The organism is Collimonas sp. OK412 (genome assembly GCF_900112135.1).
Lineage (GTDB): Bacteria > Pseudomonadota > Gammaproteobacteria > Burkholderiales > Burkholderiaceae_D > Collimonas > Collimonas rhizosphaerae.
In genome coordinates this window covers 1-13050 of sequence record NZ_FOLC01000047.1, presented here as the reverse complement: position 1 = coordinate 13050, position 13050 = coordinate 1, and the positions used below count along the sequence as shown (strand labels likewise).

Here is a 13050-nt window from a genome sequence, read left to right as displayed (position 1 = left end):
CGTTCACTTGTACTTCGCGCATCAACTGCCGTTCACTGCGTACGCCAAACAGATAGCCAATGAATAAGAGTTTGAACAACACTACCGGATCGAGCGCCGGACGCCCGTTATCGGCGCAGTACAGGTGCGCTACCTTCTCACGGATAAAATCGAAATCGACCGCCGCAGCGATCTTACGTAGTAGATGATCACTGGGCACCAGGCTTTCCAGTGTCACCATCTCCAGTTCGTGCTGGTACGGTGCAGGGATTTTTAGCATGCCCCATTATAGAAAAAGCCTTCCAATTTCGGAAGGCTTTGTCAGCAACCTGACCGCTACCAGGTAGCGGTTTTTTCATTTCAGCCCTGTCGATCAGGCCATTGCCACTGCGCTGGTCAGGTCGCTGATACGTGCACGAGCTGCCGCAAAGCCGGCTTCTTTCGCTTCAGGACTGTAGGCCAGGCCGTCGGCGCGAACCACGTCGATATCGGTAATCCCGAGGAAACCGAACACCAATTTCAAATAGTCTTCATGGGCGACGCCAGTAGGGCTGCCTGCATGCTTGCCGCCGGAAGTCGACACGATCACGACGCGCTTGCCTGTGGCCAGGCCTTCCGGGCCCTTTTCGCTGTAGCGGAAAGTGACGCCGGCGATGCTGATCTGGTCGATCCATGCCTTGAGCTGGGTCGGCACGCTGAAGTTGTACATTGGTGCGCCGAGCACGATCACATCGGCTGCCATGAATTCATTGAGGATCGCTTCGCTTAGCTCCACTTCCAGCTTTTGCGACAGATTGCGTTTTTCCGCTGGCGTGCCCTTGGCAGCGAAGGTGGCGCCGCTCAAATGGGCAGTGACGTCTTTGCTAAGGTCGCGGTAAGTCAGTTCAAGGTCGGAATCCGCTGCTTGCAGCGTCGCCACTACTTCGCGGGTCAGTTGGCGCGAGGCCGAAGCGTCGCCGAGGATGCTGGAATCAATATGTAAGAGTTTCATGATATATGCCGTTCGATTAAATTAAGAGTGGGTCAAAATCTATAGCGATCCGTACATCACGATGCCAACAGAGTTTGATTTACCTGGTTACCTGAACCATTGACGCCATCCTACCCCCGCCTCAAAAATAGAACTAGATAGCAAAAACAAGATATATTGTTCTACATACAGAACAATGGATGATTATCATGCAAGACTTGAACGACCTCTATTTCTTCGCCAATGTAGTGCAGGAAGGTGGGTTCACGGCCGCCGGACGCAGCCTGGGCATTCCCAAGTCGCGCCTGTCCAGGCGCATATCGGAACTGGAAAGCCGGCTGGGAGCACGCTTGCTACAGCGCAATACGCGCGGCATCTCTCTCACCGACCTCGGCAATCGCTACTACCAGCACTGTCAGGTAGTGATCGCCGCGGCCGAAGCGGCGGAACTGGCGGTGACCAGTTCGCTGGCGGAACCGAGCGGCACGGTCAGGGTGACTTGCGTGGTGGCGATCGCCCAGTCGGAAGTGGCGATGGCGTTGCCGGCTTTCCTGGAACGTTATCCGAAGGTGAATATCGACCTGCTGTTTACCAACCGCCGCGTCAACCTGCTGGAAGAAGGCGTGGATGTGGCGGTGCGGGTAAGAGCGCCCGAGGACGAAGATCCGAACCTGGCCACCAGGCGCCTGCGCGCCGCCTCCGGTGTGCTGGTAGCGACGCCGGAACTGATATCGCGCTACGCGCCCCTGCGGCATCCGCGCGACCTGGCCAAACTGCCGTTCCTGGGCGCGGTCGAGCGCGACCGCCGCGTCCACCTGTTCCTCGACGGCCCGGACAAGGAACGTTTCGAACTGGTGGCGGAGCCGCGCCTGTCGGTCGAAGATTTCTCCTTGCGCAAGCGGGCGGCGCTGCGCAGCCTGGGCCTGACCATGCTGCCGACCGAATATTGCATCGAGGAGATGAACCAGGGTAGCCTGGTGCATGTGCTGCCGGACTGGAGCGTGCCGGCCGGCCATCTGCAAGTGGTCTATCCGACCCAGAGAGGTTTGCTGCCGGCGGTGCGCGTATTTGTCGACTTCCTGATCGAGAATCTCAGCAAGCTACAGCTCGCTCCCGGCAATTGCCCGCGCTGATTCAGGGGCGCGCCCGGCGGAACGCGCCAGGCGGATCCCGCTGAACTGCCAGCGCGCGGTGGCCGGGAAAAAATTGCGGTAGCTCAGGCGTGCGTGGCCGTCCGGCGTGGCGCAGGAAGAGCCACGCAGCACATACTGGTTCACCATGAACTTGCCGTTGTATTCGCCCACCGCGCCCGGCAAGGCGACGTAGCCGGGATACGGTGCGTAACTGCTGGTGGTCCATTGCCACGCCACGCCGAAATAATCTGCCGACTGGCTCGCCGCCGCGCGCTCCCATTCCGCCTCGGTGGGCAGGCGGGCGCCTGCCCAGCGCGCATAAGCCTCGGCTTCGAAAAAGGAAAGATGGGTGGCCGCTTCATGCAAGGCCAGCGGCTGCAAGCCGTTCAAGGTGAATTCGCGCCAGGCGGAATCGAATTGCGCATGCGCGGTCTGCCAGTACAGCGGCCGCGACAGCTTTTGCTGTTGCACCCATTCCCAGCCGGCGGCCAGCCACAGCAAGGGATTCCGGTAGCCGCCGTCTTCCACGAACGCCAGGTATTCGCCATTGCTGACCAACCGCGACGCCATCGAAAACGGTTCGACAAACTGCCGGTGGCGCGGCGTTTCGTTATCGAAGAAAAACCCTTGCCCGGCATGCCCGATCTCGACAATCCCGGCCTCGAACGACTGCCATGACAAGGCTGCCGCCGGGTTGCCGCCGTTGCTGGCTTCCGCCATCGCATTCGACGCCAGGTAAGGCGGCAGCAAAGGATTCATGGCCAGCAGATGCTTGATATCGGTCAGCAACAATTCCTGGTGCTGCTGCTCGTGCTGCAATCCGAGCTCGACCAGCGCCGACAACTGCTGCGCTTGCTCCGGCGCCAGCGTTTGTCCCAGCAACGCCAGCAGCCGTTGATCGACGTTTTGCCGATAAGCCAGCACTTCGCTCAAGGCGGGCCGGGTCACCAGGCCGCGCTGTGCGCGCGGATGCTGCTCGCCCACGCCTTCGTAATACGAATTGAAGAGTACCCGGAAAGCAGGATGAAACGGCTGGAAACCAGTCTCGAACCGCTCCAGGATAAAGGTTTCAAAAAACCAGGTGGTATGCGCCAGGTGCCATTTCGCAGGGCTGGCGTCGGGCATCGATTGTACGCAGCAATCTTCTGCCGACAGCGGCTGCACCAGCCGGCAAGTCTGGTCGCGTACCGTGGAAAAAGCTTTCGCCAGCTTGTGCATCGCGTTCCTGTCTGGAGGTTTTGGTTCAGGCGGCCTGGGCATGGCAGACCATGAACCAGTTGTCGGGATCGGACCAGGTCTGCACGGCGCTGAAGCCGGCCAGCTGCAGCATGTCGATAAATCCCTGGCGGGTATATTTATGGCTGCTTTCGGTATGGATGCGCTCGCCGCGCGCAAACCGCCGCTCGCCGCCACCCTGCCAGTGGACGGTGAGCTCGCGTTTGGCTTCCAGATGCATTTCTACGCGGTACTGGCCGCTATTATAGAAAGCGCAGTGGCGCCAGTCTGCCGGCCGGAAATCGGCATCCAGCAAACGATTCAAATGATGCAGCAGATTCAGGTTGAACGCCGCGGTGACGCCCAGCGAATCGTCGTAAGCGGCGTCCAGGATCGCTTTGTCCTTGATCAGGTCAACCCCGATCAGCAAACCGCTGTGGCTGCCGGCCATGGCCTTGCGAATCCGTCGCAGGAACATCAATGCCTCCAGCGGTGCAAAATTGCCTATCGACGATCCCGGATAAAAGAACTGGCGATGGTGCATGTCCAGCGCCGCCGGCAGTTCAAGTTCGGCAGAAAAGTCCATGCCCAGGCAAGTCATCCTGATCTGCGGGAACTGCTGCTGCAGCGCATTCACCGCTTCCGCCACGAACTGCACGGAGATATCGACCGCCACATACTGCCGGGGCTGCAGGCTCGGGAACAGCCGGGCAGCCTTGCTGCAATTGCCCGCTCCCAGGTCGATAAAGACCGAACCCGGCCCGACCGCGGCGGCAATCTGCTGCTCATGCTGCGCGAAAATCGCCGCTTCGGTGCGGGTCGGATAATATTCAGGCAGTTCGCAAATCGCGGCGAACAGCCGTGAACCAAGGACATCGTAGAGATATTTGGGAGAGGTGTGCGCGTGCGCCGCCAGCAGGCCGGCCGCCAGCTGCTGTTGGATCTCGTCCGGCGCCACGCTGTTTTGCATCGCTTGCGACAATTGAGCCAAAGGATTCTCCTGAGATGGCAATCATTAAAAAAATTACGCATTCCACTACCGGGATTCAAGTCCGCTCCATTGCATCGAGATCCTGCGCTATCGCGCAACATCCACTACACTAGCAAACTGCTCTTCTGAGCTAAGCATGCTGTACAAAGTATATCGATATTCGATTGACGGTTGAAGTTCCCGTTCAAGAGAATGCATATTGCGGACAAGCTGCGGCCAGTCTCTTAACTGATTGCAAGACAAATGCAGAAAATATTGGCACAAATACATTTTTCCGCCCTATCCGCTGCACCGTGCTTCAACGTTGCCAGGCCAAGCTCGCAGCGGATTGCGCTGCCCCCACCGAAACAGACATGACAACCATAACCTCCAAAGAACCTCAAAAAAGCAGTCTGGGCACGCTCGTCGGGCTGGTTCCTTTCCTGGCCCCGTATAAACGGCAATTCGTCATGGCCAGCCTGGCCTTGCTGGTGGCGGCCGGCGCCACGCTGGCGATTCCCTATGCATTCCGGCAGATGATCGACCTCGGCTTCAGCACCGGCGGCATACAAGGCGCCAATCATATCGACCTGTACTTCCTGGCGCTGTTCGGCGTCGCCTGCGTGCTGGGCGTAGCTACCGCGGCGCGCTTCTACATGGTGTCCTGGCTGGGCGAGCGGGTTACCGCCGACCTGCGCAGCGCGGTCTATTCGCATGTCGTCACGCAGAGCCCGCAGTTCTTTGAAACCACCAAGACCGGCGAAGTGCTGTCGCGCATCACCACCGACACCACCTTGATCCAGGCGCTGGTCGGCACCAGCATTTCGATGGCCTTGCGCAACGCCCTGCTGTTCGCCGGCGGCATGGTCATGCTGTTCATCACCAGCGCCAAGCTGAGTGCGATCATCCTGGTGATGCTGGCGCTGGTGGTGCTGCCGATAGTCTGGTACGGGCGCCGCGTGCGCAAGCTGTCGCGGGCGTCGCAGGACCGGGTTGCCGACGCCTCGGCGATGGCTGGCGAAATCCTCAATGCGATGCCGACCGTGCAAGCGTTTACCCACGAAAATATCGAAGCGCAGCGTTTCGACGTCTCTATCGAAAACGCTTTCGGCACTGCGATGGAGCGCATACGCGCCCGTTCGGTGCTGACCATGATGGCGATCCTGCTGGTGTTCGGCGCCATCGTGTTTGTGCTGTGGCTGGGCGCGCACGCCGTGGTCCAGGGCCGCATGAGCGGCGGCGAACTCGGCCAGTTCATCTTGTACGCAGCCTTGCTGGCCGGCGCCATCGGCGCCCTGGCAGAAGTGCTGGGCGATGCCCAGCGCGCTGCCGGCGCCACCGAACGGCTGCTGGAATTGCTGGCGGCGCAGTCGCCGGTGCAATCCGTGCTGTTGCCGGAAACGCTGCCGCCGCGCACCGCGCAAGGCGCGGCGCTGGCCCTGGAAAACATCGGCTTCCGTTATCCGTCGCGCCCTGAAAGCGCGGCCCTGTCCGGCCTGTCGCTAGACATCAGGCCGGGTGAAACCGTCGCCGTGGTCGGTCCTTCTGGCGCCGGCAAAACCACGCTGTTCCAGCTGCTGCTGCGTTTCTACGATCCGCAGCAAGGCAGCATCAAGCTCGATGGCGTCGACATCAAATATCTCGACCTCCACACTTTGCGCAACGCCATCGGCATCGTGCCGCAAGATACCGTCATCTTCTCTGCCAATGCAATGGAAAACATCCGTTACGGCCGGGTCGGCGCCAGCGATGCTGAAGTCATCGCAGCGGCGAAAATGGCCGCGGCGCACGAATTCATCGAACGCCTGCCGGAAGGTTACCAAGCCTTCCTCGGCGAGCGCGGAGTGCGCCTTTCGGGCGGCCAGCGGCAGCGTATTGCGATCGCCCGCGCGCTGCTGAAAAATCCGCCCCTGCTGCTGCTGGACGAAGCCACCAGCGCGCTCGACGCGGAATCCGAACGTGCGGTGCAAGGCGCGCTGGAAGCGGCGATGGTAGGACGCACTACCGTGGTCATCGCCCATCGCCTGGCCACCGTGCAGCGCGCCGACCGCATCATCGTGCTGGAACACGGGCACATAGTGGAAACCGGCAGCCATGCCGAACTGGTGGCGCAGAACGGCTTGTACGCAAGCCTCGCGGCATTGCAGTTCAACGGCCTGGCGGATGCATAAACCAACTTACAGGAAAAGAACATGACTTTCTTATTTTCTCCGCTCACATTGCGCAGCGTGACCCTGGCGAACCGGATTGCCGTTGCCCCCATGTGCCAGTATTCCGCGGAAGACGGCTTCGCCAACGACTGGCACCTGGTGCACCTCGGCAGCCGCGCGGTCGGCGGCGCCGGCCTGATCATTTTCGAAGCCAGCGCGGTGCTGCCGCAAGGCCGTATCTCGCCGCAGGACCTGGGCATCTGGAAAGACGAGCACATCGCGCCGCTAAGCCGCATCACCCGCTTTATCGCGCAGCAGGGCACGGTAGCCGGCATCCAGCTGGCGCATGCCGGCCGCAAGGCCAGCGTCTGGCGGCCATGGGAAGAACAGCAAGGGCGGGTCGATCCCGGCCAGGGCGGCTGGCGCACAGACGGTCCGTCGGCGATTCCGTTCGATGCCAGCTACACCACGCCCAGCGCGCTTACTGCCGATGGCGTCAAGGATGTCGTCAAGGCGTTTGCCGACGCCGCCCGGCGCGCCGAGCAAGCCGGCTTCAAGGTCGTCGAAATCCATGCGGCGCATGGTTACCTGCTGCATCAGTTCCTGTCGCCGATCAGCAATCACCGGACCGACCAATACGGCGGCTCGTTTGAAAACCGCGCGCGCCTGGTGCTGGAAGTGGTGGCAGCCGTGCGCCAGGTCTGGCCGGAACAGCTGCCGCTGCTGGTGCGCCTGTCGGCCACGGACTGGATCGACGGCGGCTGGAATGTGGATGAAACCGTGGCATTGAGCCGCTTGTTGCGCGAAGCGGGGGTTGACCTGATCGACGTCTCCAGCGGCGGCAATATCGCAGCCGCCGCGATTCCGGTAGGGCCCGGTTACCAGACCCAGTTCGCAGCCAGGGTCAGGAATGAAGCCGGCATCCCTAGCGGCACGGTCGGCATGATTACCGATCCCGGCCAGGCCGAGCACATATTACGCACCGAACAAGCCGACCTGGTGCTGATGGCGCGCGAACTGCTGCGCGATCCTTACTGGCCCTTGCACGCCGCCGACGCGCTGCACGACGTCACCTCATGGGCGCCGCAATACATGCGCGCGACTTCACGCAAATCGCCGCAGCGGCCGAACGTCGACTACAGCGGCAAGTGAGCCAAGCCCGGCTCTGCCGGCGTGGCTGGCGCTACAGAGCCGGCGGCTTGCCGCTGGACTTGCCGAGGTCGGCCGACACTTCGGCAATCAGGCGCCGCAGCCACACCACATCCGGCGCCACATGCGAACGCGCGTGCCACAGCATGTAGAAGCGCATTTTCGGCATGTCGAACGGCAGCGTGAACATGCCGATCGGCCAGTCCTCGATGATATGTTCGGCAAACTGCCGGCCGGTGGTGAAAATCAGGTCCGATTTCGCCAGCACGTGCGGCACCAGCGCGAAATACGGGATCGTCACCTGCACGTTGCGCTTCAAACCCTGCTCGGCCAGGGCGGCGTCGATGCCGCTGCGATGGCCTTCGATATAGGGCGTCGGCGCCAGGTGCGGCATTTCCAGGTAGTACTTGAGGGTCAGGCCCTTCTTCGCCACCGGATGGTCGCGATGCATCATGCATACCACGTCGTCATCGAACAGTTGCGCCAGGTGCAGGTGCTCGGGAGGATCGGGCCAGTTGCCGATCACCAGGTCGAAGCGGCCGTTTTCCAGCGCGTTGGCATAGTCCAGGTTGGCGTCCAGCGCGTGCACCATCAGGCTGGCGCCGGGCGCGCGCCGCCGCAGCTGTTCGATGATGGAAGGGATCAACAGCATGTTCAGGTAATCCGGCGTGGCGATATGAAATACCCGCGCCGTGCTGTCGGCTTCAAACGCCGCTACCGGCGCCGCGATTTTTTCGATGACTTCCAGGCCCTGCTTCGCCAGCGCCAGCAATTCCTGGCCGCGTTCGGTGGGCACCATGCCGGTCTTGCCGCGCACCAGGATGGCGTCGCCGGTCAGTTCGCGCAGGCGTTTTAGCGTATTGCTGATGGTCGGCTGCGACTGTCCCAGCTTGATGGCGGTGCGCGATACGCTTTTTTCCACCAGCAAGGTGTGCAAAACACGCAGCAGGTAGGTATCGAGATGGTGGTTGGTACGCGATGTCATGGGCGGCGCTCGTGTAGTATTTCGCACATAATGGCGCTTAAGAAATGGTGGATTTTCGTGCCAGGCTAGGCGGATGGCCGCCCCGCGCAAACCGGAGCGATAGCGAGCCATCGCGAGGATTTGCAACGACGTATGGCACGGAAAGACGCCGTTTATCAAGTGTCATCATGTGCGAAACACTACAGTAAAATTAGTATGGGAATGCGAATGTTCAGACAAGAAAATTGCACAATAAACCTCACTAGCATAACGGATATGCATAGGCATGGGTAGCCATCGCCAAAGCATGACTGGCATGACTTCAGGTATCGAATCGGACGCACTTTTCCATTCAGCAACAACCTCAAAATCACCTGTCATTAGACGACCGGTCTAATTTAGGTTTAGAATAGTCGCACCATGAGAGCAAAATACGACACCACCAAGCGCCATATCCTGGACGCCGGACAAAAGATCATTGCCGTCAAAGGCTTTTCCGGCGTCGGCCTCAGCGAGATCCTGAGCGCGGCAGCGATACCCAAGGGCTCGTTCTACCACTACTTCGGATCGAAGGAACAGTATGGCCGGGCGCTGATGGAACAGTATGTTGACAACTACCTGCAGGCGATGGATGAAGTCTTGCAGGTCGGCGTGCAGCCGGCGCAAGAACCCGCCCGCGAACGGCTGCTGCGCTACTGGGGCCACTGGCTCGACACCCAGTCCGGCGCGGAAGCCATGGACAAATGCCTGGTGGTGAAACTCAGCGCCGAAGTCGCCGACCTGTCGGAGGACATGCGCCTGGCCCTGTGCGAAGGCACACGCCTGGTCATGGCGCGCCTGGCAGACTGCATCGCCGAAGGCATAGCGGATGGCTCCTTGCGGATCGCGCTGGAACCGCAGAAAACCGCACAGATGCTGTACCAGCTTTGGCTGGGAGCCAGCCTGCTGGCCAAGCTCCAGCGCGACCGCAGCGCGCTGGAAAACGCCATGGACGTTACCCTCAACATCCTGGCGCCGCCGCCCCCACACTGAAGCACGACACCAGTTCGTGCATTTTTTTACCACTCCGCCGATGCGCGGATCACTTCCCAAGGAAATCCCATGCTGAATTTTGAATTCTACAATCCCACCAAGATCGTCTTCGGCCGCGACACCATCGCCAAACTGGCCGGCCTGGTTCCCCGCGACGCCCGCGTAATGATCCTGTACGGCGGCGCCAGCGCTCAGAAAACCGGCACCCTGGACGAAGTCAAGGCAGCGCTGGGCAAACGCGAAATCCACGAGTTCGCCGGCATCGAACCCAATCCAAGCTACGAAACGCTGATGCAAGCGGTTGAACAAGTGCGAGCGCAAAAGATCGATTTCCTGCTGGCGGTAGGCGGCGGCTCGGTCATCGACGGCACCAAGTTTGTCGCCGCGGCGGCGAATTTTGAAGGCGAAGCCTGGGACATCGCGGTCAAGCGCGGCGCCAATATCCGCAGCGCCCTGCCCTTCGGCAGCGTGCTGACCTTGCCGGCCACCGGCTCGGAAATGAACAACGGCGGCGTCGTCACCCGCAAATCGATACAGGCCAAGCTGGCCTTCCACAGCCCGCTGGTGTTCCCGCAATTCTCCATCCTCGATCCGGCCAAGACCTTCACCTTGCCGCCGCGGCAGATTGCGAACGGCGTCGTCGACGCTTTTGTGCATACCGTCGAGCAGTACCTGACGTATCCGGTGCAAGGCCAGGTGCAAGACCGCTTCGCCGAAGGCTTGCTGCTGAGCCTGATCGAGACCGGGCCGAAAGTGCTGGCCGAACCTGACGACTACGACGCCCGCGCCAACCTGATGTGGGTTGCCACGCTCGCGCTCAACGGCCTGATCGGCGCCGGCGTGCCGCAAGACTGGGCCACGCACATGCTGGGCCACGAACTGACCGCGCAATACGATATCGACCATGCGCGCACGCTGGCAATCGTGCTGCCTTCATTGCTGTCGGTCCGGCGCAACAGCAAGCGCGCCAAGCTGCTGCAATACGCCGAACGCGTCTGGCAAATCACCGAAGGCAGCGAAGATGCACGCATCGACCTGGCCATCCAGCGCACCCGCGACTTCTTTGAAAGCCTGGGCATCAAGACTCGCCTGGCGGACTATGAACTGGGCCAGGATGCGGTCGAGACCGTGCTTGGCCAACTGGACAAGCATGGCATGACAGCGCTGGGCGAACACCAGGACCATACCCTGGCCGTCAGCCGCACCATCCTCGAAGCCGCCTTGTGAAATTGATGTTTAGCTGATTTCGACCATGCCGGCAGGCCAGCGCCGGCATTCATTCCACTGAAGGAGTAGCCAACATGTCACAAAGCAAAACCATCAATCGCCGATTCCTGCTAGCCTCGCGTCCGCACGGCGCGCCGACGCCGGACAATTTCAAGCTGGAGCAAAGCCCGGTGCCGGTGCCGGCCGCCGGCCAGGTGCTGCTGCGCACGGTTTACCTGTCGCTTGATCCTTATATGCGCGGGCGCATGAGCGACGCACCTTCCTATGCGGCGCATGTCGAAATCGGTGAAGTGATGGTCGGCGGCACCGTTGCGCGGGTAGAAGCTTCCGAGCACGCTGACTACAAACCCGGTGACCTGGTCCTCAGCTACAGCGGCTGGCAGGATTACGCGCTATCGGACGGCAAGGGCTTGACCAAACTTGACGCCAAACTCGGCAAACCGTCCTACGCCTTAGGCGTGCTTGGCATGCCAGGCTTCACGGCCTATATGGGCTTGCTCGACATCGGCCAGCCGCAAGCCGGCGAAACCGTGGTGGTGGCAGCGGCCACCGGCGCGGTCGGTTCGGTGGTCGGACAGATTGCCAAGCTCAAAGGCTGCCGCGTGGTCGGCATCGCCGGCGGCGCCGACAAGTGTAAATACGCAGTGGAAGAATTGGGCTTCGACGCCTGCATAGACCATCGCGCCGCCGACTTCCCGCAACAGCTCGCGGCCGCCTGCGACAAAGGTATCGACGTGTATTTTGAAAACGTCGGCGGCGCTGTCTTCAACGCCGTCCTGCCGCTGCTGAACCTGCACGCCCGGGTCCCGGTATGCGGCCTGATCGCCAACTATAACGCCGCCGGCAAGCCGGAAGGACCGGATCACCTGCCCGGACTGATGGGCAAGTTGCTGGTACGCCGCATCAAGATGCAAGGCTTCATCATCTTCGACTACTACCATCGCTACCAGGAATTCTTCAAGGACATGAGCGGCTGGCTCGCCGCCGGCAAAATCAAATTCCGGGAAGATATCGTCGACGGCCTGGAGAATGCGCCGCAAGCCTTTATCGGCCTGTTGGAAGGCAAGAATTTCGGCAAGCTGGTGATACGGGCCGGCGACGAATGAAGCATTACGCAGCACACACTCAAAAGGAATTCAAATGAAAATATTAATGGTGCTTACCTCCCACGACCAGTTGGGCGACACCGGCAAGAAAACCGGTTTCTGGCTGGAGGAATTTGCAGCGCCTTACTACGCGTTCCTGGATGCCGGCGCCAAACTCACCCTGGCTTCGCCGAAAGGCGGCCAGCCGCCCCTGGATCCGAAAAGCGACGAGCCTGACGCGCAGACCGAAGCCACCGAACGCTTCAGGAAAGACACCGCTGCGCAGGCAGCGCTAGCCTCCACCATCAAGTTATCGGCGGCGCAGGCCAGCGATTATGACGCAGTGTTCTATCCGGGCGGCCATGGTCCCCTGTGGGACCTGGCGGAAGACAAGGATTCGATCGCGCTGATCGAAACCATGTACGCGGCGGGCAAGCCAGTGTCCGCGGTTTGCCATGCACCCGGCGTATTGCGCCATGTGCGTGGCGCAGATGGCGCGCCGCTGGTAAAGGGCAAGAAGGTAACCGGTTTTTCAGACAGCGAAGAAGCGGCGGTGCAGCTGACCGACATCGTGCCGTTCCTGGTCGAAGCCGAATTGAAGCGCCTCGGCGGGAATTACAGCAAGCTGGCCGATTGGCAGAGCTATGCTGTTGCCGATGGCAATCTGGTGACCGGACAAAATCCGGCCTCTTCGGTTGCCGTGGCACAGCAGGTGCTGAAATTGCTGGGTTGACGTAATACGGAAAGATACCGGCGGCGAGATGCAAAACTCTGCATCCCGTCGCCGATTAAATAGGGTCAGAGTCGAATTATTCGTTAAATAGGGTCAGAGTCTGACCCTTCCCCTCAAATCTCATAAGTTTTCACTCTATCCATTAGTTCGTTTTCGGCTTGGTTGTATAGACAGTATCGAAACTGTAATGCGTTCCGATCCGCCAGCCAGTGACGGGCGAGTGACAGGATTGATAGAGTGGAGGCGGATTTTTTGGCACTGCCATAAGCGAGCCGGTAGCCTTGGCCCAAGGCGGTTAGCCCAATGAGCCAAAGCGCGTAGGTTGCAAGCGCAGCGATGAGCAATAAGATGGCAAGGCGGTGGCGCTTGCGCGTCTGGCTGTCGCGCATTCCCATCCCCCACTGGGGATTCTTCAAGTCGCGAAAGGTCTGTTCGATTTGCAT

The 13050-nt window shown here is 60.6% G+C and carries 12 protein-coding genes and 1 pseudogene; 7 read left to right on the top strand and 6 right to left on the bottom strand.

Features of this window, described 5'->3' with window-relative positions:
- A partial coding sequence (locus tag BM062_RS24505; protein WP_139220191.1) for a transposase occupies positions 1 to 259 on the bottom strand: 259 nt, incomplete at its 3' end.
- A gap of 93 nt (positions 260 to 352) precedes the next feature.
- The gene (locus BM062_RS24500) at positions 353 to 970 is read right to left on the bottom strand and encodes an FMN-dependent NADH-azoreductase (protein ID WP_092402250.1); all 618 of its coding nucleotides are present in this window, start codon (positions 968 to 970) and stop codon (positions 353 to 355) included.
- 188 nt (positions 971 to 1158) lie between these two features.
- Between BM062_RS24500 and BM062_RS24495 the strand changes: the two genes are divergently transcribed.
- Positions 1159 to 2082: a LysR substrate-binding domain-containing protein gene (locus tag BM062_RS24495; protein WP_092402253.1), complete on the top strand. Its 924-nt coding sequence runs from the start codon at positions 1159 to 1161 to the stop codon at positions 2080 to 2082.
- Here BM062_RS24495 and egtB read toward each other — a convergent pair.
- Together egtB and egtD are read right to left on the bottom strand one after the other, a co-directional pair.
- Positions 2050 to 3300 carry an ergothioneine biosynthesis protein EgtB gene (gene egtB / locus BM062_RS24490; protein WP_092402247.1) on the bottom strand — a complete coding sequence of 417 codons (1251 nt, stop codon included), beginning with the start codon at positions 3298 to 3300 and terminating at the stop codon, positions 2050 to 2052. The genes BM062_RS24495 and egtB overlap by 33 nt on opposite strands.
- A 25-nt stretch (positions 3301 to 3325) precedes the next feature.
- On the bottom strand, positions 3326 to 4288 hold the full coding sequence (gene egtD / locus BM062_RS24485) for an L-histidine N(alpha)-methyltransferase (protein WP_092402244.1): 963 nt from the start codon (positions 4286 to 4288) through the stop codon (positions 3326 to 3328).
- 353 nt (positions 4289 to 4641) lie between these two features.
- On the opposite strand from egtD, the gene BM062_RS24480 reads away from it, so the two are divergent.
- Positions 4642 to 6438, top strand: coding sequence for an ABC transporter transmembrane domain-containing protein (locus tag BM062_RS24480; protein WP_092402241.1), 1797 nt, complete (start codon positions 4642 to 4644; stop codon positions 6436 to 6438).
- A gap of 21 nt (positions 6439 to 6459) precedes the next feature.
- Positions 6460 to 7569, top strand: coding sequence for an NADH:flavin oxidoreductase/NADH oxidase (locus BM062_RS24475; RefSeq protein ID WP_092402238.1), 1110 nt, complete (start codon positions 6460 to 6462; stop codon positions 7567 to 7569).
- 31 nt (positions 7570 to 7600) lie between these two features.
- Here BM062_RS24475 and BM062_RS24470 read toward each other — a convergent pair whose 3' ends face one another.
- The gene (locus tag BM062_RS24470) at positions 7601 to 8551 is read right to left on the bottom strand and encodes a LysR family transcriptional regulator (RefSeq protein ID WP_092402235.1); all 951 of its coding nucleotides are present in this window, start codon (positions 8549 to 8551) and stop codon (positions 7601 to 7603) included.
- A 399-nt stretch (positions 8552 to 8950) separates the two neighbouring features.
- Between BM062_RS24470 and BM062_RS24465 the strand changes: the two genes are divergently transcribed.
- The 4 genes from BM062_RS24465 (at position 8951) to BM062_RS24450 (ending at position 12607) form a co-directional block, all read left to right on the top strand.
- Positions 8951 to 9562, top strand: a complete 612-nt coding sequence (locus BM062_RS24465) for a TetR/AcrR family transcriptional regulator (RefSeq protein ID WP_092402232.1) — start codon at positions 8951 to 8953, stop codon at positions 9560 to 9562.
- 69 nt (positions 9563 to 9631) lie between these two features.
- Positions 9632 to 10789: an iron-containing alcohol dehydrogenase gene (locus tag BM062_RS24460; protein ID WP_092402229.1), complete on the top strand. Its 1158-nt coding sequence runs from the start codon at positions 9632 to 9634 to the stop codon at positions 10787 to 10789.
- Between the two features lie 74 nt (positions 10790 to 10863).
- Positions 10864 to 11895: an NADP-dependent oxidoreductase gene (locus BM062_RS24455; RefSeq protein WP_092402226.1), complete on the top strand. Its 1032-nt coding sequence runs from the start codon at positions 10864 to 10866 to the stop codon at positions 11893 to 11895.
- Positions 11896 to 11929: 34 nt separating this feature from the next.
- Positions 11930 to 12607, top strand: coding sequence for a type 1 glutamine amidotransferase domain-containing protein (locus tag BM062_RS24450; protein ID WP_092402223.1), 678 nt, complete (start codon positions 11930 to 11932; stop codon positions 12605 to 12607).
- Positions 12608 to 12720: 113 nt separating this feature from the next.
- Here BM062_RS24450 and BM062_RS26300 read toward each other — a convergent pair.
- Positions 12721 to 13050, bottom strand: a pseudogene (locus BM062_RS26300) (hypothetical protein); the annotation flags it as partial.